Here is a 24,224-nt window from a genome sequence, read left to right as displayed (position 1 = left end):
GCCAGTGAGCTTTAAGAAGCTCATACCGTTTCGTGTAGGGACTCACTTAAGGCGGGAATGTCAGGATCAAAGATATAGTCTCAGTCACAAGGTGGAGCGCTGCTTAAGATTAGCTGCCGGAGATTCTGTCCTGGCTAACGTTCTTCCTGCAGTGTCTGTTTCCTTGAGCTGATACCTGAATTATACCGTCCGAACGGAGAATAGTAAAAAGCCGAAATTTTTAAATTTGCACTTTCTAATTGGGAAAAGGTATTGTAAGCGCTGTTATTCTACGTTTTCCTTAGAATCTGCTGAATTCAAATCCCACTGCCTTTACTGTATAATGAAAAGGATGGTTTCAATGCTGCGTAGACTCCGGCAGCTTTGCCTGGAGGGAAAGGATACGGAAATGAGCTTGTATGGAGTGAAGCTTGAGGAACTCGGCAGCGGGCTGCTGAAATCCTTTTTGGAGGATAATTATATATGTGCGGGTTATCCCGGTACGGGTGATCTGGAGCAGCATAGCAGAGAAGAGATCAGCAGCAAGCTGGCTGCCGCAGGCTATCACGGGCAGGAGCTGGAGGGCGCAACCCATACCCTGGATATCTTCGTCAATGCGATGCAGGATGGGGATTATGTGCTGATCGCCGATGAAGAGTGGGTGTATCTCGGGGACCTTGGCGATTACTTCTATGATACCCGGCACAGCGGCACTGAGGATAGTACAGCCCACCGGCGCGGTGTCACCTGGCTGAAGAGTCTGCCTTTTGCTGCGGTTAATCTGGCTGCAGCAGAGCTGCTTGCTTCTGACAGCAGAATAACTGCTTATTCAGGAGTGCTGCCGACAGCCCGAATCGATCTGTGGCTGGGGAATCAGGCAGGGGATGGCGGGAGTGCCGCCGGGGCCTGCTGCGTTCAGGTGGATGAAGCTACAGTAGCGCAGGCGCTAGCTATCCTGAAGGCGGCTCTATACAGCACGGATGTGGAGCGGCAAGAGCGTGCGGCTGTGGCGATTTTGCAGTATGCGCGGTGAGTACGGATTAGGAATACGTCAGGATGATATAGATAAGGGTCTTTCGGCAGATTAGCCGGAAGACCCTTTTTATTAGATAAATTCAACAAACTCATTAACCGGCTTGCGGTAGCCGCGCGGTCTGATCTTGTGCTGGTTATCCTTGCCGATCGTAATCAGCATCACCGGAACCATATGGTCGCCGAGACCGAGTGTAGCCTTCACTGCCTCCGGATCGAAGCCGATCATCGGGCAGGTATCCCAGCCCTTATCCTTGGCAATCAGCATGAATTGCATCGCCGACAGAGAAGCATTGCGGATCGCTTCATCCCGCTGGAACGCATCATTCCCGGTATAAGCATCGTTGATGGATTGAATGGTTTGCTCGTAAGCATCCTCGCTCATCGCTCCCAGCAGCTTAAGCCCGCTATAGATTTCAGGAGCCTGCAGATAGGCATTCTTGTCACCCAGTACCACAATAACAGCCGATGCGGTGTGGATCTTGTATTGACCATACGCGTCCTTGCGGATGGCTTCCTTCACGCTGTCATCGCTGATCACCTTGTAATGGGCGTGCTGAAGATTATAAGCTGAGGGAGCCAAACGGGCCAGGGAGAACATCTCTTCGAGCTCACTCTGCGGGATGGTAACACCTTCCACGAAATTATTAGCCGATCTGCGGGATTGCACCAATTCGGAAAAAGTACTCATAAATCATTACCTCCATCTAATTATGTATGCTGCTTAGTTAAAATTAATTGCTAATATTAATTAATAAACTTACATTAAGTTACTTGCTTAAGATATCACGACTCTTTGCATACGTCAATGAGCAAATACATAATAATTTGTAAATTTAACCTGATTAAATAACTGAGTTCGATAAAATCGATAAGGAAGTGATAATAATCACAAAAATAGGTTGAAAAGACAAAAAGATTGTGACAATAATAACAAATAGAGTGTTATAATAGTCACATAGTTTCACTTGGATGTCATTATGCAAGAATACGATTTGTAAAAGGAGACTTCGATATGTCAGAAACCGTTACCCAAAATCTTCCTGAACAAGAAATACCAGAAGCTGCCCTTCCCAAAGAGGATGTGCTGAAAGAGCTTTTGAAGCCGGAGGTTCAGCAATCTCTGATGGCACTGGTCGAGCAGTTGCCGCAGATCACACAAATGGTCAGTGTATTGTCCAAGTCACTAGATTTTGTGCAGTCGGTTGCCACGGATGAAGTACTTAAGAATGATACAGTCGGTGCGATCAAGGAAATGGCGGGTCCTGTGGTGGGCACTGCCAAGAATCTGGCGGCTACTGTCATTGAAGCGAAAGACCGCGCGGATGCAAGCAGTGAAACCATCAGCCTGTTCGGCATGATGAAGATGATCAAGGACCCGCAGGTGCAGAAGGCTCTCCGGTTCATGAATGCTTATCTACAGGTCAGCGGTGAACGTCAATCGGGCAAATAAGCCCGTAATACTTAATGATGGAGGAATGATCATGTCAAAACATATAGTGATTCTAGGTGCAGGCTACGGCGGCTTGCTAAGTGCCTTAACCGTTCGTAAATATATGAGCAAAGCGGAAGCCAAAATTACGGTAGTCAATCAGTATCCGACTCACCAGATTATTACGGAATTGCACCGGCTTGCAGCGGGCAGTGCGTCTGAACAGGCGGTTGCCATGCCGCTGGCGAAGCTGTTCGCCGGTAAAGATATTGATCTGAAAATCGCCAAGGTCAATTCGTTCTCCGCAGAGAACAAGCAGATTATTCTCTCGGACGGCGTCATGCTGACTTATGATGCTCTCGTTGTCGGTCTGGGCAGCACGACAGCATACTTTGGTATTCCGGGACTTGAAGAGTACAGCATGGTGCTGAAATCAGCAGCAGATGCGCTCCGGATTCGCCGGCATATTGAAGACCGGATTCGTGACTATTCCAAAACCCGCAACGCAGCAGATGCTACGATTCTGATCGGAGGCGGCGGATTGACCGGGGTAGAGCTGGTAGGCGAAATCGCCGACATTCTGCCCAAGCTGACGAAGCAATATGGAGTGAATCCTGCTGAGATCAAGCTTCTGCTCGTTGAAGCGGGTCCGAAGATTCTCCCCGTCCTGCCGGATCATCTGATTGAGCGCGCTACAGCCAGTCTGGAGAAGCGCGGGGTGCAGTTCCTGACCGGTCTTCCGGTTACGAAGGTGGCCGACAATACGATTGATCTGAAGGATGGGCAGCAGATTGTGGCGAACACCTTCGTCTGGACCGGCGGGGTACAGGGCAATCCGCTGGTTGGCGAATCTGGTCTTGAAGTCAACCGCGGCCGGGCCACGGTGAATGAGTTCCTGCAGTCCACTTCGCACCCTAATGTATTTGTAGCCGGAGACAGCGCTGTTGTCTTTGCACCGGATGGCCGTCCTTATCCGCCGACGGCACAGATCGCCTGGCAGATGGGTGAGCTGATCGGCTACAATCTGTTCGCTCATCTTAATGATAAACCGCAGGAAGCCTTCAGCCCGGTCAATTCCGGCACACTCGCCAGCCTAGGACGCAAAGACGGGGTAGCCATTGTCGGCGGTAACTCCACTCCGCTGAAGGGGCTGCCGGCTACACTGATGAAGGAAGCCAGCAATATCCGTTACTTGACTCATATCCATGGCTTGTTCAGTCTGGCCTATTAATCTCTTATCCTAAGATCCCCCTAGGGCTGTCATATGGCAGTCTTAGGGGGTTTTCTGATTTAAAATAAGGAATAATTTTCAATTAAAACGTGTCCGCAGGAAAATCTATTTGCTATAATGATCATGTTTACATAATACAGATATTTTCATAGGAGGATTTCAGGCATGCCATTTCAAAAGAACGATATCATCCTGTTCCAGGGGGATAGCATCACGGATTGTGGACGCAATTACGCCGATGCCTCTTCGCTGGGTGTAGGTTACGCGCTGATGGCGGGCGCCCGGCTTGGCCTTCAGTATGCAGAGAAGAATCTTACGTTCCTGAACCGCGGAGTCAGCGGCAACCGGGCGGTCGACCTGCAGGAGCGCTGGGAGAGGGATTGTCTTGGGCTGAAGCCAACCTGGGTATCTATTTATATTGGAATAAATGATACCTGGCGGTGGTATGATTCCGGGCAGGAGACTACAGCGGCTGAATTCGAGTCGTCCTACCGTGATCTGATTGAACGGACCAAGCAGCATCTGGATGCCAAGCTGGTGCTGGTAGAGCCGTTCGTATTGCCGGTGCCGGTAGACCGCAAGGGCTGGCGTCAGGACTTGGACCCCAAAATTCACGTAGTTCGTGAGCTGGCCCGTGAATACGGCGCTGTACTCGTGCCGTTGGATGGTCTGTTCGCAGCGGCATCCGTCAAGGCTGAACCTGCCTACTGGGCGGCGGATGGCGTGCACCCTTCGCCTGCGGGACATGCCTTAATCGCCGATGCCTGGATGAAGGCCGTAGGTGCAATAAGCTAAAGTGGAGTTCAGCGGGAGATTGAGCCGCGCAATTATTGCCTATTGAGATCACCGTACTCACCGGTTCCAGCGTCTGCGGGGGCCGGTTTTTTGACGTCTGCCTGACAGACGCCTTGCTGCTGAACGGCAGGAAGGAGGCGTTCATTTCACTCTGCGTAGTAAGACTGTTATACTTAGAAGATACATAAGATTTGGAGGTGGAACCCATTAGGCGGTTGCTGCTGATTCTGCCTGCCCTTCTGGTTGTTCTATTACAGAGAGGGCTCCTTTTGAATCCAAGAGATTCAGTGATGAGGAGTTCATCCAGACGATGGCTGCGGCCGTGAATTCAAGCAAGCGTATTGCCGGCGAACTGGATTATGATGCAGATTTCCGCATGAAGCTGGTCTACGATGACGGCTATACAGAAGATTACATTCTGGGTCTGGGCCGGGAGGAAGGGAACAGCGGACTTCTGCTGTCTGCTGAGCGCAGCGGGACGGGGTATACCGTATCCGCCAGTAATGCCGACAAGCTGCACAAGCTGATCTTCAACGGAGGAGGACTGGTCTGTTCCTTCTCCTCTGGCAGGGCGGAGCTGGAGCGGGCAATTCCGGCTGCTTCTTACTGATGAACAGGGCGAGGCCATCGGAACGTTTGCGCTGAGCCGGCATTTCACCGGAGAGCTGCGGTTCGGCGATCTGTTCCAGATTCAGTTCGTGGATTACAACGGGGACGGCAATCCCGACTTTACAATAGGCCAATATGGTTCGGGCCACGGTTCAGTATTCAAGCTGAAGCAATATATTAATTCGCTTGGGAAGCAGGTGGAGACAACCTATCGCTGGGATGGATCTGCTTTTCAGGAGGCTGCCAAGTAGAGACGCTGGAACCATTAGGTGCCGGGCTGCACAGGATGAAGAATCGGGGAGCTTTCGAATACGAGAGGATAGTGGATAGAATGACGAGCGAGACGCTCCAGGATATGCAAGGACTGAAAGCGGCGGGTGCAGTGGTAGGCCACACCATCGCGGAGATGAAGAAAAGTGTAGTTCCCGGAATGACGACTGCGGAGCTGGATGAAGTGGGTGCGAAGATTCTGAACCATTTTGGCGCAAAATCTGCTCCAAAGGTAACCTACAACTTCCCTGGAACGACCTGTATCAGTGTGAATGAAGAGGTGGCGCATGGAATTCCGGGACAACGCGTCATTCAGGCCGGAGATCTGATCAATATTGATGTCTCTGCCGAGCTGAACGGTTATTTTGGCGATGCCGGGGTATCGTTTCAGCTGCCTCCTTATAATGAGAAGCTGGTTCACCTCTGCCGGAGTACGGAAGAGACTATGATGAGCGTGATTAATCATCTCCGGGCGGGTATGAAGGTTAACGAGATCGGCCGGGTTATGGAGTCGGAAGCACGGAAGCGCGGCTATAAAGTAGTGCGTAACCTGTGCAGCCACGGCATCGGCAAAGCGTTGCATGAGAAGCCGTTTGAGATTCTGCCCTTCTATAATCCGCGTGTGACGACAGTGCTCAAAGAAGGCCAGGTCATTACGATCGAGCCGTTTCTGTCCACAGGCACTGATTTTGTAGAGCAGCAGCCGGATGGTTGGACGCTCAGCGTTGCCGACAACAGCCGTGTGGCCCAGTTTGAGCATACCATTGTGGTCACCAAGGGCAAGCCGATTATTCTAACCAGTGCGTGAAGATATATAGGAATATTTAACAGTTGTAATGTATGCATTACGCAAGAAACCCTCATACTAAAGATGATGTTATGATATGGGATGCAAGAATCTTTTTCCAAAATCGGAGGGTTCATTAAAGTGGATAATGTACCGCAAGTCAGTCATGCCTTTATGACATTTATGAAGGAAGCGCCGGAGCAGCAGAAGGCCCTTGGCGAAATTGTGAAGAAACTGGATGCCGCAAGCAGTCTGGATGCCAAAACCGAGGAGATTGCCTATATTTCCGTACTCGCGGCGGTTAGGCTGGAGAGCGGGCTTCCCTTCCATGTCAAGCATGCCAAAGCGCTCGGCGCAACCCGTGACGAGATTATCAGCGCAGTGCTGCTGCCTCTTCCGGCGGTAGGCAATGTGGTGATTCAGGCCCTGCCGGTGGCATTGCAGGCTTATGACAGTGAATAGTGTTCTGTTGTCTGCAAACTCCCCGCGGGATTGACAATTGCTCGAAATGTAACTATTATAGTTGCATCTGGCGGAAGTTTTCCGGCCAGTGTGAAGGAGTGATTGTTATGAACATTAGCACGCGGTTTGCGGTGGCTATTCATATTCTAACCTTAATCGACAGCAACAAAGACGGCAAAAGCACCTCCGAGTGGATCGCCGGCAGCGTGAATACGAACCCCGTAGTGATTCGCCGCCTAACGGGTATGCTTAATAAGGCAGGACTTGTGGAGGTACGTCCCGGTGTGGCTGGAGCGAAGCTTGCCCGCAGTGCAGCTGATATTACGCTGCTGCAGATTTACAAAGCGGTGAATGCGGTGGAAGAGGACTCCCTGTTCTCTGTCCATGAGCATCCGAACCCGGAGTGTCCGGTAGGCAAGAACATTGCAGGCGCTATTGTTCCAGTGTTCTCTCTTGCCCAGAAGGCGATGGAGAATGTGCTGCAGGAGGTCACCCTGGACCAGATTGTACATCAGATTCCTGTGGCTTGAGACTGGTTCTGATGCAAGTAAATTTAAGGAAACCTTCAGCCCCGTTTTATGTTTTTTTAAGGTTCGGGGAGTATAGTGAAGTTCTCCACCCCCCAGTGGAACCATTTGTGGAAGACCCCGCCGTGCCTCGGCAGGGTCTTTCTTTTTGCTGCCAGATATATTCATTCATTTTCATTAAACCTTTATGTGTTTTTCATCTGGCCTTAAGCTTCGCTCAGTATAGTAGACCCATGACCCCCTTACAATAGACTTTGGCCCTGCCGGTTACCGGCGGGGCCACTTTTTTGATTGATGAGCTGCTGGCTTGGTATTAACTTTACACGGCAATTTCTATCGTTTAGACTGACACATATGTGATAGGACTACAGGAATATAAGGAGTGATCTCATAATGATTCTTTTTCAGAACGGGGACCTCAGTGTCCGCAGGCTGGAACAGCAAGATGCGCCGCTGCTCGTAAGGTGGCTCTCGGACCCGGAGGTGCTGGAGTATTACGGGGGCCGTGACCTTCCGCATGATCAGGAGCTGGTGCAGACGACTTTTTATATTCATGAGGAAGAGGAGATTCATCGGGCAATTGTGCAGTTCAAAGGCAGGGACATAGGCTATATCCAGTTCTATCCTGTCGGAAGGGAAGAGCTAATAGAGTACGGTTACGCAGAGTATATGGGAAAAGTCTACGGTATGGATCAATTCATCGGTGAGCCGCAGAGCTGGAACCAGGGCATTGGTTCCTTATTAGTAGGCGGGATGGTGAAGCATCTGATTGAAGCGGAGCAGGCAGACCTGATTGTCATGGACCCGCAGTGCTGGAATCACCGGGCACTTAGAGTCTACGAGAAAAACGGGTTTATCCGCAGCAAGCTTTTACCGGAGCATGAACTACATGAAGGAGAATGGAGAGACTGTTGGCTCCTTACGTATAAGGCTGCGAATTAATCTAACATACATATAAGGAGATACTGTACATGAAGAATCAATATACCATTCTTGGAGCTGCTCTGATTCTGGGCCTGTGTCTGGTTGCCAGCAGCTTCGTAATCGGTGATCGGATTAGGGCGGGTTATGAGATGCAGCTGCTGACACCTGCCGGAGCGCAGAGTGGAACTCAAGCTGAGGAACATCCGTTATTGACACTTGCAGAGACTGCACAGTTCCTGCGTCTGAGTGAAGATCAGGTGAAGAACATTATGAAGGCGGAGAATGCAATGTTGCGCAATGACGGACCCTTCGAGGGGATGAAGCTCCCATATCTCAAGGTAGATAATGAGTTCCTGTTCAATAAGCAGCAGTTAACCGTCTGGGTTCTGGCTGCTTCGCAGGAGCACAGGGTATACATGGGGGAGAAGCTGGCCGGGAATTAAGGATCGCAACAGAGTGGAGGAAGCGGCAGGATGAAATTTTTCACGATACCCTGGTATGAAGAAATGCAGGTGCGCGGGTTCATGGTCTTCCCGGAGACGGAGCAGGATTGGGTGGAGGATGTGGCCTGGCATGTGGCGGAAGGGATCAGCTATGAGGAGCGGGCCAAGGATTTTCTGGAATATATGAAAAAAGATCTGCTGAAATATCTTCCCGGGTACTTCCACGCCTCGATACATGACGGAACGATAAATTCCACCTATCCTGCGTCTGAGTTCAAGGAACGGGCCTTGCAGTGGCGCAGGGAATATGATGAACGGTTGCAAGCGCTTTTCAGGGAATACCGGAAAGGGTACGAAACCATTAAGAATGAACTCCCGGAGGGCGCCGTACAATTAGCCGAGAAGAGTCTGCATGATGCCAGAGTAATCTCCTATGCCATGCCTGCAGAAGGTGTGCTTGAGATGATTCTGGACTGCGGCGGGGCGATGCATTACCAGTGTGAGATTAAGCTAACGTTCAGCGGTGTGAGCGGACTGCACTTGACGGAACCGCTTGAGAAGAAATATTGGCTGTATGACGAGATCTATGCCGCGGAGCAGGGGTTCGAGCTACGAGTTCTGATGGATTCCCCGCCAAGTGAACTAATAATTACTGCACAGGATGTATCGATAGAGATTTTTGGTGAACCTAAATAACGGAATGACTGCTTCGGAGTCTGGCCTGTTGGCTGGGCTTTTTTGTTGGACATGATCTGTATTGTAAAAGTAATTGACAAACATATAGAATGCTACTAATATTAAGTAAGTAAGTATGTAACGGAAATTGAAATTACCTTTGCATGGAGATGATAGTAACAGTTAACACTAACCGTTATTATGCACCGGAGATTGTATTTGAATTAGCATATATTCATTTCAGGAGGGATTCCTATGACAGCAACAGCTATATTACCGCAAGCACTGGAAATTGGACTTGTACAGATCCGTGTAAGTAATTTGGAGCGCTCGCTCAGCTTTTATCAGAATGTGATCGGACTGAAGATTCTGCGGCAGCAAGGGCGCACGGCAGAGCTGACGGCAGACGGCCGGCAGGTGCTGCTGGTTCTGCGGGAGATTGAACAGGCTCAGGTGCTGCGCCGGAACTCTGTGGCCGGACTGTACCATTTTGCGATTCTACTGCCGGACCGGCCCTCTCTGGGACTGGTGCTGCGCAATCTGATCGACTCGGGGATATCGGTGGGCCAGGGGGATCACCTGGTCAGCGAAGCCTTGTACATTGAGGACCCTGATCATAACGGCATCGAGCTGTACCGCGACCGGCCCCGTGACACCTGGAAGTATGAAGCAACAGGCAATGTGGTCATGACTACAGATCCGGTGGATGTGGATGGTCTGCTCGCTGCCTCGGAAGGACTGAGCTGGACCGGGCTACCTGCCGGTACTGTAATGGGCCATGTTCACTTCCATGTGGGCGATCTGGCAGAGGCCAAGAAATTCTACGTGGATGCGCTTGGATTCACAGTGACCGCTCATTACGGCGATGCGGCTATGTTCATCTCGGCTGGAGGCTATCATCATCATATGGGACTGAATACCTGGGCTGGCAAGGGGGCTCCTGCGGCTCCTGCGAATGCGGCGGGCATTGATTATTTTACACTGCTGCTCCCGGACATTCAGGATGTGCATGAAGTCGCTGATCGTGTGAAGCGTGCCGGGTACCGTGTGGAAGAAGAGGGCGGTATCGTCACTCTAAGGGACCCGTGGAATATAGGCATACAGCTGCTAGTGAAACGCTAAAATAACAGGACAGACAGCATCGAATTACTATCTACTGCTAGACCAGCGGCGGAAGCCGTGAATGATAAGGCAACGGAAGGTACGGGCGGAGAATTGTAATTTCCGCGGTGCCTTCCGTTTGTTGACGTTAGCCGGGTCATTGCAATATTATAATTGATTATCAGACGGGGAGATGATGGGCTTGGAGACTTTTCTGGCTGTGCTGTTAATGCTTGGATTAATCGCCGTATCGAATATCTTGAACCGCTTCATTCCGTTTGTCCCGGTTCCCCTGATTCAGATAGGACTTGGAATCATTGCTGCACTCATTCCGACGGGAATACATATGCACTTCGAGCCTGAGCTGTTTTTTGTATTATTCATCGCTCCGCTGCTCTTCAATGACGGGCGGCGGACACCGCGCGGTGAGCTGTGGAACCTTAGGGCACCGATTCTGCTGCTGGCACTGGGACTTGTGTTTGTTACGGTATTTGTAGCGGGCTATGCGATTAACTGGATGATTCCCTCGATTCCGCTGGCGGCCTCCTTCGCACTGGCGGCTATTCTGTCTCCTACCGATGCGGTAGCGGTGAGTGCGCTGGCTGGAAGGGTTCATCTTCCCAAAAGCATCCACCGGATTCTCGAAGGAGAATCGCTGATGAACGATGCCTCCGGCCTGGTCGCCTTTAAATTTGCGATTGCAGCCATGGTTACCGGCGTGTTCTCTCTGCCTAAGGCCTCGCTCAGCTTTGTGCTGATTGCCGCAGGGGGACTGCTGCTTGGTGCAGTGCTGTCGTTCCTGCTGATCCGGCTCAGCGTGTTCATCCGCAGATTCGGCATGGAGGATGTGACCATTCATGTCCTGCTGCAGATCCTTACCCCGTTCATTATTTATCTGATCAGCGAGGAGATCGGGGTCTCGGGTATCCTGGCCGTGGTGGCAGGGGGAGTTATGTACGCCATTGAGAAGGACCGGGCAGTCTCTCCGCAATATAAGCTTCAGCTGGTATCTGCCAGTACCTGGTCAGTGCTGCTGCTGGTGCTGAACGGACTGGTCTTCCTGATTCTCGGTGTGTCCGTTCCGGATGTGATTGAGGTTATTTACCGGGATCAGACGCTGAATAACTTCATGGTGGCCGGCTATGTTCTGGCGATCACGGCGCTGCTGATTGTGCTGCGGTTTCTGTGGGTCTATGGGTACTCCTTATGGGAGAGCAAGCGGCTGAAGGCAGAGAAGGCTCCGCTCAAGTCACAGATTATTACGTCGATCTCAGGGGTGCGTGGAGCGGTAACCCTTGCGGGTGCCTTCTCCATTCCGCTGGTGCTTGGGGACGGGGTGACACCTTTTCCAGAGCGGGATCTCATTATTGCGCTGGCAGCAGGTGTGATTCTGATGTCGCTGGTCATCGCCAGTATCTTCCTTCCGCTGCTTGCGGACAGTGAAGAGACTATAGTTCAGAACGTCGGAGTAGTGCACGGGAATGCGGAGCTGACGGCTAGAAATGTGGTCATTGACGCCGGGATGTCGATGCTGCGAAGCCTGGTCTCAGAGAGCCCGGAGCGTTCAACACAGCCTGTACTGCTGGAATTCACAGATAAGGTTGATAGGCTGTGTGCTGCAAGACCGGATCATGACCCGGCCCATGAGCAGTTCCTCCGTCTGGGAGTCGAGGCACGCAAGAGCGCGCTCGAAGCCGAACGCACAGAGCTGCGGCGGATTATGGAGAACGGGGCACTACCGGAGCCTGTTGCCGTGAAGATGGAGGAGCTGCTGGACCATACGGAGTCTCTGCTGTGCAAACGCCTGAATACACAGATTAAATTCTCTGTTACAGAAATTCAGCGCCTGTTCTCTGGTCTGTTCTCAGGTAAGTTCAGCGGAGAAGGAGGACAGCTCGCCCTGCAAAATGCCGAAAGTGCGCGGACGGCGAAGATTGCGATGTGCAAGGCGGCTGTATCGGCCGTTAGTGCAGGAATGAGTGACGAGAACCGGCTCGCCTCACAGAAGGTCATCGACAAGTACGAACGGCTGGAATCCAAGCTGGTGCAGGGGGAAGGCTGGAGTAATGACGGCGTACTGGATGATGACAAGCTGGAGCTGAAGCTGCAGGCGATTCAGGAGCAGCGGAATACCGTGCAGGAGATGTACCAGAACGGGGCGATTAATCTTAAGATTGCCGGCAGGCTGCGGCGGTTCGTGGATCAGCTCGAAACCTCCATCTGGGAGGATTAAGATCAGATCAAGTGGAAACGGCATTACCGTCCTTTTAAGGACGGTACCGTTTCAGCGAGAAATATAAGGATAATGTATCGTGTGCAACATATAAATTCTTATATTTGTATAAAGCCCGCTTGCCGCAGGGACCCGGGGTCCTTGCGGCAAGCGGGCTTGTCTGTGCTGCCTGAAGGCTCAGGCTGTTATCTGTGGAATGGAGCGTTACGGTTGTTTGGGCAATTTCTTGATACGCAAAAACATCTGTCCGAGCACCTCGCTAAGCACCAGACCGGCCGCAATGGCTCCGGACAGCAGGAGCGCCTGAACCCCAAACTGGATACCAAGGTTATTATCATTCTCCACGAACTTGCGCATGGCATCATACGCAAGACCGCCCGGCACAAGCGGGATGATGCCGCCGACACTGAAGATTATGACCGGCATTTTGAAGGAACGCGCAAAAAACTGGCTGATCAATCCGACCACAACGGTAGCACCGAAGGTTGCGACGACAGTATCGGAACTGTAATCCAGCAGCAGGTACAGCATCCAGCCGATCATTCCGGCGAAGCCGCATTGCAGCAGCGCGCGCACCGGTGCATTGAATAGAATGCAGAAGGTTGAGGCAGCGATGAAACTGGTGATCAATTGCAAAATCATGGCAGGACGACCTCTTTCAAATGGGTGTTAAAAAATCGACAGGACCAGCCCAATGCCGGTCCCGATGGCGAACGCAGTCAGAAAGGCGTCGGCCCCTTTGGAGATGCCGGATACCAGGTGGCCGGCCATCAGGTCACGGACCGCATTGGTGATGAGCAGCCCCGGTACGAGCGGCATTACACAGCCGATGATAATCTTGTCCATCTCCCGTCCTACGCCGAACTTGACGGAGAAGAAGGCCAGCAGTCCGATAATGAAGGAAGCAATGAATTCCGCGAAGAAGCGGATCTGCACCAAGCGGTGAAGATAAGTGGCCGCTGCGAAGCCTGCACCGGAAATCAGCAGCGACGGCAGAGCATCCTGCAGGCTGCCCTTGAACATGACCGTGAAGCAAGCTCCGGTCAAGGCTGCCGCTGCGATCTGTACCCATACCGGGTAAGCATGGGCGGCGTCATCGACCACGCCCAGACGCTCCCGCGCTTCAGCGGCTGTCAGCTGACGTTCGGTCAGCCGCCTGGAGATGTCATTCACCTCGGATACTTTTTGCAGGTCTGTTGTCCGTTCGGCAATCCGGAACAGCTTCACCGGCTCTGTCCGGCTGGTGGTGAACATAATGACTGTCGGCGTGACGTAGCTATGCGCACCGGGGAAGCCGAGTGCCGCCGCCATCCGGCTCATGGTATCCTCCACACGGTAGGTCTCTGCACCGCTCTGCAGCATAATCTTGCCTGCCAGCAGGCACAGATCGATAATGTCATGTGTGGAAGTATTGTTATTCGTGCTTGTACTATCCAACTTCGTTGATCCTCCCCGGGAATGTTATCTATTCGATTGTCGCCTGAAAGTCTGAAAATTTCAACCTTTATTCCATAGCTTCCGGCAAATCCCGGGTTTTTATCAGCAATAGTACAGAAATCATGCTCCTTGCCGCATTATGTTTACCGGCTATTCCTCCAGTGTGCATAATCCTGTGGCCACCCCTCCTGCAATAATCGTCAGAATCGAATGGAAAAAGGTCTCCTTGGAGATCAGAATACCACCAGCCCCAATGATCAGGAAGTCCGTCAGGAAGATGATCAGGCCGACATTCAGCGGAAGATAGCGTTGGATGAATCTGGCCAGCAGGTCTGTTCCGCCTGTACTGGCTTTGAACCGCAGCATCAGCCCGAGTCCGCTGCCCATCAGGAAGCCGCCGATAATGGCGCTTGAAATGGAGCCCAGCTCAATATAGTACAGGAAATAATACTGGAGCGGGTAGAGCAGCTCGATCAGCAGGGAGGAAGCCAGCAGACCCAGAATACTGTTGTAAAAGATTTCCCGTTGCCGGAACCAGGCCAGCAGGAAGATAGGCAGACTGCATAGCATAATGCACAGTCCGATTTTGGCGCCGGAGATATAATTAATAATGAGGGCAATGCCGATAATTCCTCCATCGAGGATTTTATAGGGGACCAGGAAGAAGTTTGTTCCTGTTGCAATCAGCAGGCTGGCCAGCAGAATAATCACATAGCTTGGGAAGGATCTCATAGTCAACATCTCCGGAATTAAGGCATGTCTTAATCTTTATGCGCCTATCTGGAAAAAAATAGCTAAAATTTCTGCTCTGCCCGAATCAATTGACAATAAAGCAGGTGAAGTCTGAAATGGGTGATTTCTATAAAATACTGGAGACTGATATGGAGCTGCTGGCTGCTGCACTATCGGAGGTGCCGGTGGCAGTATTGCTGAAGAGCGGGACGGAGGAGCAGCTGGAGACGGGCCCGATTAGAGCCTACACACCGCAATCCGTGCGGATTCGCGGGTTATCCTACTGCCGGGAGCTGCATCAGTTCCGCATCCTTGCCCCGGGTTCCGCCTGTCCATAAACAAACAACCCGGCTGTACCGCCTTGGCGGACAACCGGGTTGTTATGCCTTTATAGGAGTGATAGATAATTAACCGAGAGTGACTACAACCTGGTGTACTGCACCGTCGCCCGCAGGAGCGATAATATTGCCTTCCACGGCAGCGCCGTCGAGGGTCAGGCTGGCTACGCCTTTGGAGACATGGTTAGGATTCTGGATTGAGATCACATAAGTGTCGCCGCGGAAGACGCGGGTAATCTCGAAGCCGTCCCACTCCGCAGGGATACAAGGGTCAACCTTGAGCCCGGCGAAGTCTGCCTGAATCCCCAGGATAGACTGGGTGATCGCTACATAGTTCCATGCGGCTGTACCTGTCAGCCAGGAGTTTTTCGCTTCCCCGTGACGTACGGCATCTTTACCGGCGATCATCTGGGAGTACACGTAAGGCTCCATACGGTGCACTTCGCTGATGTCCTCCAGGTAGGCCGGAGCGATTTTGCGGTAGATGTCAAAAGCTCTGTCGCCATGTCCAAGGACCGTCTCTGCAATCATGATCCACGGGTTGTTATGGCAGAAGATCCCGGCATTCTCTTTGTAGCCCGGAGGGTACGTGGAGATTTCACCTAAGTTCACATAGTATTTGGAATACGGAGGCTGCTGCAAAACGATACCATAGTCCGTATCCAGACGTTCCTGCACGGAAGTCAGGGCGCGGGCCGCTTCACCGTTCTCTACACCGATTCCGGCCATAACGCACATGCCTTGCGGCTCGATGAAGATCTGGCCTTCTTCGTTCTCCTTGCTGCCGATCTTGTCACCATAGTGGTCATAAGCGCGCAGGAACCAGTCGCCGTCGAAGCCGTGAGACAACGTGATGGCACTCATGTTCTCAATCTTGGCCACAGCGTCAGCGGCTACATCATCCAGTCCGCGCATCCGGCAGATCTCGGCATAGTCCGGTCCAACGAAGACGAACAGACCTGCGATGAACACAGATTCCGCTACGCCGCCTGCGATATTCTCCGTGGTCTGGAACGATTCTCCCGGTTCAGTAGAGAAGCAGTTCAGGTTCAGACAGTCATTCCAGTCCGCGCGTCCGATCAGCGGCAGGCCGTGAGGACCGAGGTTGTTCGTCACATGCTCGAAGCTCAGCTTCAGATGCTCGAACAAGGTTGCAGTGTGATCCGGATTGCTGTCAAAAGGAACCTGCTCATCGAGAATCGAATAGTCGCCGGTCTCCTTAATATAAGCTGCTGTACCGGAGATTAGCCAGAGCGGATCATCGTTGAAGCCGGAGCCGACTTCGTTGTTGCCCTTCTTGGTAAGCGGCTGGTACTGGTGATACGCGCTGCCGTCAGGGAACTGGGTAGCGGCGATATCGAGAATCCGTTCTCTGGCACGCTCAGGAATCTGGTGAACGAAGCCAAGCAAGTCCTGATTGGAGTCGCGGAAGCCCATACCGCGGCCAATTCCGGATTCGAAGTACGAAGCGGAACGGGACATGTTGAAGGTCACCATACACTGGTACGGATTCCAGATGTTCACCATCCGGTTCAGCTTGTCGTCACCGCTCTTAATCTGGTATTTCGACAGCAGGTTATCCCAGTGCGCAGCCAGAACCGCGAGGGCAGCATCCACCTGGGCGTCTGTAGCGAACTGATCAATGACAGCCTGAGCCGGCTTTTTGTTGATAACGTTCAGGGCTTCCCATTTCTCATCCTCAGGGTTCTCAATGTAGCCGAGCACGAAGATGAAGCTCTGGGCTTCGCCTGGCTCCAGCGTGATGTCAAGTGCGTGGGAGCCGATTGGCGACCAGCCGCTGGCGACAGAGTTAGTAGCCTCACCGGCAGCAACTGCCTGAGGAGCATCCAGACCATTATACATGCCCACGAAGGATTCGCGGTCCGTATCGAAGCCGGAAATTTCCTTATTTACAGAATAGAAGGCGTAGTGGTTTCTGCGCTCGCGGTATTCTGTTTTGTGATAAATGACAGAATCCTTCACTTCGACTTCGCCGGTGCTGAGGTTACGCTGGAAGTTGGTCATATCATCGTTGGCATTCCACAGACAGAACTCGGCAAAAGAGAAGAGCTTCACAGTCTTCTTCACATCACCCGTGTTCTTAACAATCAGACGGTGGACTTCCGCATTGTGGCCCATCGGTACAAAAGCAAGCTGATTCACAGAAATGCCGTTACGCTCTCCTGTAATGGAGGTGTAACCAAGACCATGGCGGCATTCGTAGAAATCGAGATCCCGCTTCACCGGCATCCAGCCCGGAGTCCAGAAGTCCCCGCCATCGTGCAGGTAGTAATAGCGGCCGCCGGTATCCAGCGGAATATTGTTATACCGGTAACGGGTAAGTCTTCTCATCCGCGCATCGCGGTAGAAGGTGTAACCCCCGGCAGTATTAGAGATTAGGCCGAAAAACTGCTCGTTGCCGAGGTAGTTAATCCAAGGATAAGGTGTTTTGGGGGTGTTGATTACATACTCTTTACGGGTGTCGTCAAAGGTTCCGAATTTCATGAGAGACAAGTCTCCTTTCGATTGTGAACGCGCGTTTACAGAGCGGAGAAAAAATTCCCTCGGGGCAAGGGATTTTTCAAAATATAAGAAATTATATGTTGCACATGATAACTTATCCTTCTATTTCTCGCTGAAACGGTACCGTCCTAAGGACGGCATAGCCGTTTCCACTTGGCAAGCTAGATTCTACTTCTTCGGCGGCTGACAGGAATCTCGGGTAATCAGACGCGCCGGGAAACTGATGGTGCTGAAGGTCGGCTGCTGTGAATCACATAGCTCAATGACCTTCTCGACAGCGGCTTTGGACATTTCATAAATCGGCAGACGGACGGAGGTCAGCTTGGGATGAATCCGCGCAGCAAGCTGCACATCGTCGAACCCCGCAATGGAGATATCCTCCGGCACGGAAATGCCATGCTCCGAGAACGCTTCCATCGCCGAGATAGCCATATCGTCGTTGGAGGAGAAGAAGGCGGTCGGCAGCGGGCTGCCGGAACTGAGCAGCTTCTTCACTTCCTGATAGGCGGTCTCCTTGAGAAAATCACCCTGAAGGACGAAGTCCTTCTGCAGGCCAAGTCCATGGCGCTTCAGCGTATTCTCGTAAGCCATGTAGCGCTCCCGCCCGGAATAAGTATTCATCCGTCCGCAGATCATGCCGATCTCCGTATGGCCGAGACCGATTAAGTACTCAATGGCTTCTGCCGTACCTTCATAATCCTTGGAATTCACAATGGCGAGATGATTGCGGTCCAGATGCTCTGACATAATCTCCGAAATGTCATAATCGATCAGCACAAGCGGGGAGCCGAGACCTACCATCTCCCGTACAATCTCGATATCCTTCTGGGTGCCGACAATGATGCCTCCGTCAATCCGTTTCTGGAGGAAGGCCTGCTTGACCTTCAGGAAGTCGTCGGGAGAATAGACGGTGTGAATCAGAACATAACAGCCGCGGGCATTCGACGTATCTACCACAGCATCGACGAACGGGGCGAAGTAATTATTCTGATAAATTCGCGTCGCATTCTCCTTCTCGTTCATACTGATGGCAAACAGCCCGATCGTGTCGGTCTTCTTGCCGGCCAGAGCCCGGGCAAAGCTGTTCGGCTCGTACTGATGCTGTTCAATTACCTTCAGCACCTTAGCCCGGGTCTCTTCAGGGACATTGGAATAATTGTTGATCACACGGGATACGGTGCTTCGCGAAACCCCGGCTAGCTTGGCAATATCTTCGCTTCGCATAATGTACCCCCTCTAATGTAAACGCGCGTTTATGAACTTATTGTAAAATAATCCGGCCTGGAGGTCAATCATTTGCCGGAAGATTTTAATTTGATAATTTTTGCCCGCGAGATGTACGAATTCTCACATTAATGGGAACGTGTGTTTGCTATAGTCTTTTTATGAAGAATAAGTCTACTAAAGATGAGGAGATGCATTCCTATGCAACTGGGTTGTACCTATCTAGTCGTTCGGGATATGAAAGGTTCGATTGCCTTTTACGAAGCATTATTAGATAGGAGAGCGGAATCCAGAAAGCCGGAGCGCTGGGTAGAATTCCACTGCGGGAATACCCTAGCCTTGTGGAATCCCGAATTTGATAAGGAACTGATAAGGAACAGCAGCGATGTGTCGGATCATTTCAATGAAGCCTATTTGAATTACAAGGAGGAAAGCGGGCTGCGGTATGGAAATAATGCAATCCTTAACTTCAACGTTACCGATTTGAATGCAGAGTACCAGAGAATAAAATCACTGAATATCGGTGCAGTCTCAGAGATTTTCTATATTAATGTTGTGCGTCCGTATTACTGCTTCATGCTGGAAGATCCGGACGGTAACTTGATTGAAATCACGGGTGATTATAAGCCGGAATAGGCTCTTTACTTTGCATTGCTTACATAAATGTGCCAAACTTGTTATGATCAGGATAGAGATCTTATATCATTTCGAATGGGGGATGTACGCTGTGTATATGACAGGTTTTGGGTCCTTGCTCGCTGGAGGATTCAGTATTTTTGCACTTTTGCTCTGGTTCTTTTGTCTGGGGATGGGGATTTATTTATTTGTTCTGGTGGTGAAGCTTGCACGCAGGGGGATTATTGCACTGGACTTGTACAACCACTCCAAAAATATGGAGATCCGCGAACGTTATGAATCGGCTCACCGGAGAGATGATTTCTGAATGATTGCATCTGCTGGCAGGATTTATTATACTCCGAATATGGAATATTCAAATTTGTCATATCTGGAGAGGAGTTTGAGCGAATGAAGAAGAAGATGACTGCTGCACTGACGGCATTTGCCGTACTTGGGGGAATGGGCACGGGCGTGTATGCCGGAGCCAACCTGCAGGAGATCAAGGCTTTTCTGAATCCAAGCATCAAATTCAAGATGAACGGCCAGCCGGTGCAGCTTAAGAATGGCAGCGGTGCAGTGATTGCCCCAATTTCCTATAAAGATACAACATATCTGCCAGTCCGTTCCGTATCCGATTTGTTGGGAGTTACCGTTAAGTTTGATGCTGCAACTAACACCATTTCCCTGGGAGAGCAGACTGCCGGTGTGCCGATCGCTACAGGCTTTGACAATATGTATCATACCAAAGACCCGGGCAAGACCGTCTATAAAGACAAGGACTACAAGGACGTCTTCTTCGATAACGGCAGCGGCGACCGCGGCAGTTCCTTCATGCTGGAGCCGAACAAAAAATATCAGAAGCTTTATCTCCAGGTAGCCGCGATCGGCGGAGAGATCAAAGACTTCGAGGTACAAGACAGCGACACCAACACTGTACTGAAGACGCAGACCATTGACCCGGCTAACGGGCTGACTACCATAGAAGTGGATATTGCCGGAGTCCGCAGCCTGTATATCAACGGGGATGTGAAGGACGGAACAACGGTCTTCGTTCCGCTTACGACATCGTATTATAAATAATTTCTGAACTTATAAATCATTCAAGAATGACCCGGGAGCCTTGGTTTCCGGGCATCTTTTTGTCTACATTCGTTGTTTGGGAGAAGAAGAAAATGGGTATTATCCGGTAAGCCGGTGAATCTAACTGGCCATGTAACTGTTCAAGAATTGATGAGGAGTGAGAAGATGTATACCAAAAAACTAATAATGTCCTTATCCTTGACGTTGTCTCTATTGGCCCTCAGTGCCTGCGGTAATGCCGAGGATAAGCCGTCAACCGAATCGATGCAGACCACTGCACCGGCAACAGAGAGTGTCCAGACTCCTGCGCCGACAACAGAGGCTGAGCAGACCCCAGCACCAACGGCAGAGCCGGAGCAGACTCCTGAGGCGACAGCTGGAAGCAACGAGACGGCTGCCGGATCTGCGGACCTGCCGAAATACCTGCCGGAGGATTTCCCGATGCCGGAGAATGTAACGGAGACCATTCTTTCGAATGCGGAGGAGAATGAGGGCAAGAAGACAGCATTGCTGATTTTTAGAACAACGGATAGTATGGAATCGGTAACGAAGCTCTATGATGATTATCTGGTCTCTAAGCTGGGCGATCAGTCTGTGAAGACTATTGATCCCAAGAATCTGATCATTCAAGGCACGACGAAGGACGATAAGCAGAGCTGGTCAATCATTGGCGGTCCGCTTGCATCTCAGGAGGGAACCGTTGAGGTTAACGTGATTTGGTCTGAATTATAATACAGACAGCCAAACTGTTGTAAACAGAGGAACATTCGTTGAGGCTCGATTCAGAGCGGCCAACGGATGTTTTTTTGTCATTGAGCAAAAAGTGTCGAATTTTGTAATTAAGTAGTATACGTCAAGCACGGTGGAGTTATATAATTAATCTTGTGAACGAAATTAGTAAGGCGGTGTAAATGGTTTGTCATGGGAACCTGTAGGTTTTATGTTTTTTTCAACCATAGAGACGCTTGCGCTCTATTATTTGATTATGTCTCTCTATAGATTCAAATGGAGATGGTACATATGGCAGGTCCTATTCGTCATCTTGCTGAACAACCTTCAGAGCTATCTATTGCGAAATGAGCTGGGAATGTCGAATGTGGCACCACTTGTTTTAATCTTGATTTTTATCATGTTTTTCACAGCTGTAGTCAGGATGCCCCTCGTCCTGTCAATCATCGCAACGATATCAGGTTATGCTATGTTTGCCGTAATCCAGACGATTATTGTACTTCTTGTCTTTGGCTCCATTTCAAATATTACCGGTGTGGCGGAAGGATATTTCCTTCAGCTGATGACAGCGGTAGTGGTGTTCGCGGCTTTTAGCTATATTTACCGTAAAGGCAAGGGCTTCACGTTCGATCTCGATAAGCTTCGGTTTAAATTAGAAGATATTCTGCTGTCAGTGCTGATTTTCGGTTTCGTGATAGGTGTTTCCGTCCTGCTCTACTATAATGACATTCTGCTAAATGTTTTGATTTTTCTAGTGATGTCTGCATTCCTTCTTTACTACTCTACCCGGAAGGAGCGGGAAGATGCTTGAATCCATGTCCGCCAAGCTGGCACTTACGATTAAAAATATCGTTCCAGAGCACCCGGCATCCTATGCTGTCCTGAAGTTTGCTATCAGTGTGGTGCTTAATGTGGTGTTTATAATTGCGTTGACACTGTTAGTATCTATTTGGACGGGGAGGACAAGTGAAGCTTTGCAGATTTTGATCTCCTTTGCCTTATTGCGTCAAGTGTCCGGCGGGGCCCATCTCAGATCCGGTATAGCCTGTGTCTTGTTTACGGTAAGCTTGTTCACAGTCCTGTCCTTTGTGGAGGTTAGCTCCTTTTACGTTATGCTAATGAATGCAGCTAGTCTGTTAGTGGTTCTATGGCTGGCGCCCATTGGGATTGAACGACAAACCCGGATTCCCAGGCGGCATTGGCCTAAGCTGAGAATTGTGGCGTTACTGCTTGTCGCTGCCAATATCGTTGCAGGATCATCTGTTATCGCGGCCAGCTTTTTGGCACAATCCCTCAGTCTGATTATCGCTAGAAGGGAGGTGAATACTTAATGATGAAATCCTTGCAACGTAAAGCAGTGTACAAACTTGCTTCTGGTTTATCTGCTATGGCGGCAATTCTTGTGTTGGTTACAGCCAGTGTCCTGTACATTAACCAACCAGAGGTTCCTGAAGAGCTACTTAAATAACATTGGAGTTGATCCCTTTGAGCACTATATCTGTTACTAGAGACACAGAGGGAAACACTGGTGTATTCTCGCTAGATATTGAAAAAATAACTTTTATGGAATTTGAACGGACTATCTATCGGATCATTGTCCATACGTACGATCAGACCTTTTATACAGTAGGTACGCTGAAATATTGGCTTAATACCCTGGCCAGTTCAGGATATAATTTCGTTCTAGCAGATAGAAACACGTTAATTCAGGTTTCTAACATTATCCAGTTGGATAAGACGTTTCATATTGCTTATTTTGGGGAAGACCACAGAGGAGTCGAACAAAAGTGTTTTCTGTCAGAGAAGGGCTATAAAGAAATTCTCAAATACGTAAAGACATTCGAATCGGATATTATATTAGTGGAGCTGCCCCAGTGGTAGCTTTATTTTTTATGGGGGTTTGCGGTCTTTTCCAGGCTGAGAAGCGAGGAGTAGATTCTTTAACGGTACATCAAATAAGGCTGACCTGCGCTGTTCATTCTGAAGCGCCTAGGGCCAGCCTTTATTCAGATTATCCTAATCAGTAGCTAACTTGGAATACATACACAGATCAATGAAGGCTCCTTTGGACTGCTCGCACTGTCTCAGTGTTCCTTCCAGCGAGAAGTTTAATTTCTGCAGTACTTTAATAGAATTGATATTAGCAGGCTGGGCCTTTGCTTCTATTCTATTGAAGCCCAGTGTATCAAACGCATAATCTATTAGCGCGCGAAGGGCTTCAGGCACATATCCTTTTCCCCAGCACTCGCGGCTAAGGTCATAACCGATCTCTGCCTTGGCATTGTCATAGTCCAGTGTATTGAAACCACAGGAGCCGATAATCCGGCCGGATTCTGCTTCCATGATGGAATAGCGGATCGCCTGATTCTCGGTGGCTAGATTATCAAGCAGCTCAATCATCTCTACGGCCTGACACTCATCCGTGAAGCTGCTGATATTCATAAACCGGGTGACTTCAGGATCGGACCAGATCGAGAAGAGACTGGTTGAATCGGCGGTGCGCATTTGTCTTAATACTAATCTCTCGGTTTGTAATTCTGTAATCATCAATAAGTTACCTCCATTAAATATATATGGTCTTGGTGAGGTACAACTATTGATATCTGCGCATAGTTCAGTCCTTTCCGTGTGTAAGCTGCCTCTATTATATAGAATACAGGGGAGGAAGTTAACATCAATTCAGGACTGCTTCAACAAGTCTTCACAAAGAGGGGGACTCTGCTTGGTGGCAACCTCGAATCTATCAACATATCAACATGTCCTATTTATTGTGAGAGCTAAGTAACTTAGATGATTCGTTCCTCTCAAATATATTGCGCAATGGAGAGGGCTGAAGATAAAGGATGTGCTTGTATTTTTCTTTGAGCTTTGGGGACAAAATAGAAATATATGGGGCACAAAAGGCTGGCTTTCCTCAACAGTACCTTTATGGAGGCCGGCGAACCCCGCTATTTGGTATTGCGTCCCCCTCGGGAATGAAGCTACTTCAACAGAATCATCGCGGAAGCGAGAAAGGCAAAGCTTAAAAATCTGGTCTTTGATT

General features: G+C 50.3%; 30 protein-coding genes. 23 read left to right on the top strand and 7 right to left on the bottom strand.

Going from position 1 to position 24,224, the window contains the following annotated elements:
* Positions 1 to 340 precede the first annotated feature (340 nt).
* The gene (locus C162_RS13870; protein ID WP_036695065.1) at positions 341 to 1,012 is read left to right on the top strand and encodes a hypothetical protein; all 672 of its coding nucleotides are present in this window, start codon (positions 341 to 343) and stop codon (positions 1,010 to 1,012) included.
* 72 nt (positions 1,013 to 1,084) lie between these two features.
* Here C162_RS13870 and C162_RS13865 read toward each other — a convergent pair whose 3' ends face one another.
* Positions 1,085 to 1,702, bottom strand: a complete 618-nt coding sequence (locus C162_RS13865) for a nitroreductase family protein (RefSeq protein ID WP_036695064.1) — start codon at positions 1,700 to 1,702, stop codon at positions 1,085 to 1,087.
* Positions 1,703 to 2,026: 324 nt separating this feature from the next.
* On the opposite strand from C162_RS13865, the gene C162_RS13860 reads away from it, so the two are divergent.
* The 13 genes from C162_RS13860 (at position 2,027) to C162_RS13805 (ending at position 12,500) form a co-directional block, all read left to right on the top strand.
* The gene (locus C162_RS13860) at positions 2,027 to 2,464 is read left to right on the top strand and encodes a DUF1641 domain-containing protein (protein WP_036695063.1); all 438 of its coding nucleotides are present in this window, start codon (positions 2,027 to 2,029) and stop codon (positions 2,462 to 2,464) included.
* 31 nt (positions 2,465 to 2,495) lie between these two features.
* Positions 2,496 to 3,674, top strand: a complete 1,179-nt coding sequence (locus tag C162_RS13855; RefSeq protein WP_036695062.1) for an NAD(P)/FAD-dependent oxidoreductase — start codon at positions 2,496 to 2,498, stop codon at positions 3,672 to 3,674.
* A 165-nt stretch (positions 3,675 to 3,839) separates the two neighbouring features.
* Positions 3,840 to 4,469 carry an SGNH/GDSL hydrolase family protein gene (locus tag C162_RS13850; RefSeq protein ID WP_036695061.1) on the top strand — a complete coding sequence of 210 codons (630 nt, stop codon included), beginning with the start codon at positions 3,840 to 3,842 and terminating at the stop codon, positions 4,467 to 4,469.
* 310 nt (positions 4,470 to 4,779) lie between these two features.
* The gene (locus C162_RS13845; RefSeq protein ID WP_036695060.1) at positions 4,780 to 5,079 is read left to right on the top strand and encodes a hypothetical protein; all 300 of its coding nucleotides are present in this window, start codon (positions 4,780 to 4,782) and stop codon (positions 5,077 to 5,079) included.
* An 88-nt stretch (positions 5,080 to 5,167) separates the two neighbouring features.
* Positions 5,168 to 5,329 (top strand): hypothetical protein, encoded by a 162-nt coding sequence (locus tag C162_RS35970; RefSeq protein WP_156949628.1) that lies wholly within the window; start codon positions 5,168 to 5,170, stop codon positions 5,327 to 5,329.
* An 80-nt stretch (positions 5,330 to 5,409) separates the two neighbouring features.
* Entirely contained in the window at positions 5,410 to 6,156 is a 747-nt protein-coding gene (map, locus tag C162_RS13840; RefSeq protein ID WP_036695059.1) for a type I methionyl aminopeptidase, read from the top strand.
* Between the two features lie 153 nt (positions 6,157 to 6,309).
* Entirely contained in the window at positions 6,310 to 6,597 is a 288-nt protein-coding gene (locus tag C162_RS13835) for a carboxymuconolactone decarboxylase family protein (RefSeq protein WP_036695137.1), read from the top strand.
* 107 nt (positions 6,598 to 6,704) lie between these two features.
* Positions 6,705 to 7,127 (top strand): Rrf2 family transcriptional regulator, encoded by a 423-nt coding sequence (locus tag C162_RS13830; protein ID WP_036695058.1) that lies wholly within the window; start codon positions 6,705 to 6,707, stop codon positions 7,125 to 7,127.
* A gap of 390 nt (positions 7,128 to 7,517) precedes the next feature.
* Positions 7,518 to 8,066, top strand: a complete 549-nt coding sequence (locus C162_RS13825) for a GNAT family N-acetyltransferase (RefSeq protein ID WP_036695057.1) — start codon at positions 7,518 to 7,520, stop codon at positions 8,064 to 8,066.
* Positions 8,067 to 8,095: 29 nt separating this feature from the next.
* Complete coding sequence (locus C162_RS13820; RefSeq protein WP_036695056.1) at positions 8,096 to 8,491, top strand: hypothetical protein; 396 nt, start codon at positions 8,096 to 8,098, stop codon at positions 8,489 to 8,491.
* A 30-nt stretch (positions 8,492 to 8,521) separates the two neighbouring features.
* Positions 8,522 to 9,187, top strand: coding sequence for a DUF4085 family protein (locus C162_RS13815; RefSeq protein WP_036695055.1), 666 nt, complete (start codon positions 8,522 to 8,524; stop codon positions 9,185 to 9,187).
* A 234-nt stretch (positions 9,188 to 9,421) separates the two neighbouring features.
* Positions 9,422 to 10,288, top strand: a complete 867-nt coding sequence (locus tag C162_RS13810) for a VOC family protein (RefSeq protein WP_036695054.1) — start codon at positions 9,422 to 9,424, stop codon at positions 10,286 to 10,288.
* A gap of 181 nt (positions 10,289 to 10,469) precedes the next feature.
* The gene (locus C162_RS13805) at positions 10,470 to 12,500 is read left to right on the top strand and encodes a Na+/H+ antiporter (RefSeq protein ID WP_036695053.1); all 2,031 of its coding nucleotides are present in this window, start codon (positions 10,470 to 10,472) and stop codon (positions 12,498 to 12,500) included.
* A 204-nt stretch (positions 12,501 to 12,704) separates the two neighbouring features.
* On the opposite strand, the gene C162_RS13800 is transcribed toward C162_RS13805, so the two are convergent.
* The 3 genes from C162_RS13800 to C162_RS13790 all read right to left on the bottom strand — a co-directional run bounded on the left by C162_RS13800 (position 12,705) and on the right by C162_RS13790 (position 14,669).
* Positions 12,705 to 13,142 carry a threonine/serine exporter family protein gene (locus tag C162_RS13800; RefSeq protein ID WP_036695052.1) on the bottom strand — a complete coding sequence of 146 codons (438 nt, stop codon included), beginning with the start codon at positions 13,140 to 13,142 and terminating at the stop codon, positions 12,705 to 12,707.
* A gap of 27 nt (positions 13,143 to 13,169) precedes the next feature.
* Positions 13,170 to 13,937, bottom strand: coding sequence for a threonine/serine exporter family protein (locus C162_RS13795; protein WP_036695051.1), 768 nt, complete (start codon positions 13,935 to 13,937; stop codon positions 13,170 to 13,172).
* A 150-nt stretch (positions 13,938 to 14,087) separates the two neighbouring features.
* A complete protein-coding gene (locus C162_RS13790) occupies positions 14,088 to 14,669 on the bottom strand; it encodes a YitT family protein (RefSeq protein WP_036695050.1) in 582 nt (193 codons plus the stop codon).
* Between the two features lie 116 nt (positions 14,670 to 14,785).
* On the opposite strand from C162_RS13790, the gene C162_RS13785 reads away from it, so the two are divergent.
* Positions 14,786 to 15,007, top strand: coding sequence for a hypothetical protein (locus C162_RS13785; protein ID WP_036695049.1), 222 nt, complete (start codon positions 14,786 to 14,788; stop codon positions 15,005 to 15,007).
* Between the two features lie 69 nt (positions 15,008 to 15,076).
* Here the strand turns inward: C162_RS13785 and C162_RS13780 are convergent, their stop codons facing one another.
* Positions 15,077 to 17,512 (bottom strand): GH36-type glycosyl hydrolase domain-containing protein, encoded by a 2,436-nt coding sequence (locus tag C162_RS13780; protein ID WP_036695048.1) that lies wholly within the window; start codon positions 17,510 to 17,512, stop codon positions 15,077 to 15,079.
* Between the two features lie 186 nt (positions 17,513 to 17,698).
* A complete protein-coding gene (locus C162_RS13775) occupies positions 17,699 to 18,754 on the bottom strand; it encodes a LacI family DNA-binding transcriptional regulator (protein ID WP_036695047.1) in 1,056 nt (351 codons plus the stop codon).
* A 201-nt stretch (positions 18,755 to 18,955) separates the two neighbouring features.
* Here C162_RS13775 and C162_RS13770 point away from each other — a divergent pair, with 201 nt between their 5' ends.
* The 8 genes from C162_RS13770 (at position 18,956) to C162_RS13740 (ending at position 23,062) form a co-directional block, all read left to right on the top strand.
* Positions 18,956 to 19,390 carry a VOC family protein gene (locus tag C162_RS13770; protein WP_036695046.1) on the top strand — a complete coding sequence of 145 codons (435 nt, stop codon included), beginning with the start codon at positions 18,956 to 18,958 and terminating at the stop codon, positions 19,388 to 19,390.
* A 97-nt stretch (positions 19,391 to 19,487) separates the two neighbouring features.
* Positions 19,488 to 19,697, top strand: a complete 210-nt coding sequence (locus tag C162_RS13765) for a hypothetical protein (protein WP_200869206.1) — start codon at positions 19,488 to 19,490, stop codon at positions 19,695 to 19,697.
* Positions 19,698 to 19,780: 83 nt separating this feature from the next.
* The gene (locus C162_RS13760) at positions 19,781 to 20,452 is read left to right on the top strand and encodes a stalk domain-containing protein (RefSeq protein WP_036695044.1); all 672 of its coding nucleotides are present in this window, start codon (positions 19,781 to 19,783) and stop codon (positions 20,450 to 20,452) included.
* 165 nt (positions 20,453 to 20,617) lie between these two features.
* Positions 20,618 to 21,184, top strand: a complete 567-nt coding sequence (locus C162_RS13755; RefSeq protein ID WP_036695043.1) for a hypothetical protein — start codon at positions 20,618 to 20,620, stop codon at positions 21,182 to 21,184.
* A gap of 184 nt (positions 21,185 to 21,368) precedes the next feature.
* A complete protein-coding gene (locus tag C162_RS13750) occupies positions 21,369 to 21,992 on the top strand; it encodes a hypothetical protein (RefSeq protein ID WP_051493476.1) in 624 nt (207 codons plus the stop codon).
* A complete protein-coding gene (locus C162_RS13745) occupies positions 21,985 to 22,512 on the top strand; it encodes an accessory gene regulator ArgB-like protein (protein WP_036695042.1) in 528 nt (175 codons plus the stop codon). Before C162_RS13750 ends, C162_RS13745 begins: the two co-directional genes overlap by 8 nt.
* Positions 22,512 to 22,649 (top strand): cyclic lactone autoinducer peptide, encoded by a 138-nt coding sequence (locus tag C162_RS35390; RefSeq protein ID WP_083677765.1) that lies wholly within the window; start codon positions 22,512 to 22,514, stop codon positions 22,647 to 22,649. Before C162_RS13745 ends, C162_RS35390 begins: the two co-directional genes overlap by 1 nt.
* Positions 22,650 to 22,666: 17 nt before the next feature.
* A complete protein-coding gene (locus tag C162_RS13740; protein WP_036695041.1) occupies positions 22,667 to 23,062 on the top strand; it encodes a LytTR family transcriptional regulator DNA-binding domain-containing protein in 396 nt (131 codons plus the stop codon).
* A gap of 135 nt (positions 23,063 to 23,197) precedes the next feature.
* Here C162_RS13740 and C162_RS13735 read toward each other — a convergent pair whose 3' ends face one another.
* Positions 23,198 to 23,728 carry a GNAT family N-acetyltransferase gene (locus tag C162_RS13735; RefSeq protein WP_036695040.1) on the bottom strand — a complete coding sequence of 177 codons (531 nt, stop codon included), beginning with the start codon at positions 23,726 to 23,728 and terminating at the stop codon, positions 23,198 to 23,200.
* Between the last annotated feature and the right edge of the window lie 496 nt (positions 23,729 to 24,224).

Origin of the sequence: Paenibacillus sp. FSL R7-269 (assembly GCF_000517865.1) — a bacterium.
Classification (GTDB): Bacteria; Bacillota; Bacilli; order Paenibacillales; family Paenibacillaceae; genus Paenibacillus_AQ.
This window is presented reverse-complemented; position numbering and strand designations above follow the sequence as displayed.

What these genes read in the sequence shown, in the direction of transcription:
- C162_RS13770 (WP_036695046.1), top strand. Translation starts at nt 18,956, where the DNA reads ATGCAACTGGGTTGTACCTATCTAGTCGTTCGGGATATGAAAGGTTCG.
- map (WP_036695059.1), top strand. Translation starts at nt 5,410, where the DNA reads ATGACGAGCGAGACGCTCCAGGATATGCAAGGACTGAAAGCGGCGGGT.
- C162_RS13825 (WP_036695057.1), top strand. Translation starts at nt 7,518, where the DNA reads ATGATTCTTTTTCAGAACGGGGACCTCAGTGTCCGCAGGCTGGAACAG.
- C162_RS13810 (WP_036695054.1), top strand. Translation starts at nt 9,422, where the DNA reads ATGACAGCAACAGCTATATTACCGCAAGCACTGGAAATTGGACTTGTA.
- C162_RS13860 (WP_036695063.1), top strand. Translation starts at nt 2,027, where the DNA reads ATGTCAGAAACCGTTACCCAAAATCTTCCTGAACAAGAAATACCAGAA.
- C162_RS13865 (WP_036695064.1), bottom strand. Translation starts at nt 1,702, where the DNA reads ATGAGTACTTTTTCCGAATTGGTGCAATCCCGCAGATCGGCTAATAAT.
- C162_RS13870 (WP_036695065.1), top strand. Translation starts at nt 341, where the DNA reads ATGCTGCGTAGACTCCGGCAGCTTTGCCTGGAGGGAAAGGATACGGAA.
- C162_RS13845 (WP_036695060.1), top strand. Translation starts at nt 4,780, where the DNA reads ATGGCTGCGGCCGTGAATTCAAGCAAGCGTATTGCCGGCGAACTGGAT.
- C162_RS13855 (WP_036695062.1), top strand. Translation starts at nt 2,496, where the DNA reads ATGTCAAAACATATAGTGATTCTAGGTGCAGGCTACGGCGGCTTGCTA.
- C162_RS13785 (WP_036695049.1), top strand. Translation starts at nt 14,786, where the DNA reads ATGGGTGATTTCTATAAAATACTGGAGACTGATATGGAGCTGCTGGCT.
- C162_RS13815 (WP_036695055.1), top strand. Translation starts at nt 8,522, where the DNA reads ATGAAATTTTTCACGATACCCTGGTATGAAGAAATGCAGGTGCGCGGG.
- C162_RS13800 (WP_036695052.1), bottom strand. Translation starts at nt 13,142, where the DNA reads ATGATTTTGCAATTGATCACCAGTTTCATCGCTGCCTCAACCTTCTGC.
- C162_RS13820 (WP_036695056.1), top strand. Translation starts at nt 8,096, where the DNA reads ATGAAGAATCAATATACCATTCTTGGAGCTGCTCTGATTCTGGGCCTG.
- C162_RS35390 (WP_083677765.1), top strand. Translation starts at nt 22,512, where the DNA reads ATGATGAAATCCTTGCAACGTAAAGCAGTGTACAAACTTGCTTCTGGT.
- C162_RS13830 (WP_036695058.1), top strand. Translation starts at nt 6,705, where the DNA reads ATGAACATTAGCACGCGGTTTGCGGTGGCTATTCATATTCTAACCTTA.
- C162_RS13790 (WP_036695050.1), bottom strand. Translation starts at nt 14,669, where the DNA reads ATGAGATCCTTCCCAAGCTATGTGATTATTCTGCTGGCCAGCCTGCTG.
- C162_RS13765 (WP_200869206.1), top strand. Translation starts at nt 19,488, where the DNA reads ATGACAGGTTTTGGGTCCTTGCTCGCTGGAGGATTCAGTATTTTTGCA.
- C162_RS13780 (WP_036695048.1), bottom strand. Translation starts at nt 17,512, where the DNA reads ATGAAATTCGGAACCTTTGACGACACCCGTAAAGAGTATGTAATCAAC.
- C162_RS13735 (WP_036695040.1), bottom strand. Translation starts at nt 23,728, where the DNA reads ATGATTACAGAATTACAAACCGAGAGATTAGTATTAAGACAAATGCGC.
- C162_RS13835 (WP_036695137.1), top strand. Translation starts at nt 6,310, where the DNA reads ATGACATTTATGAAGGAAGCGCCGGAGCAGCAGAAGGCCCTTGGCGAA.
- C162_RS13850 (WP_036695061.1), top strand. Translation starts at nt 3,840, where the DNA reads ATGCCATTTCAAAAGAACGATATCATCCTGTTCCAGGGGGATAGCATC.
- C162_RS13775 (WP_036695047.1), bottom strand. Translation starts at nt 18,754, where the DNA reads ATGCGAAGCGAAGATATTGCCAAGCTAGCCGGGGTTTCGCGAAGCACC.
- C162_RS13760 (WP_036695044.1), top strand. Translation starts at nt 19,781, where the DNA reads ATGAAGAAGAAGATGACTGCTGCACTGACGGCATTTGCCGTACTTGGG.
- C162_RS13755 (WP_036695043.1), top strand. Translation starts at nt 20,618, where the DNA reads ATGTATACCAAAAAACTAATAATGTCCTTATCCTTGACGTTGTCTCTA.
- C162_RS13745 (WP_036695042.1), top strand. Translation starts at nt 21,985, where the DNA reads ATGCTTGAATCCATGTCCGCCAAGCTGGCACTTACGATTAAAAATATC.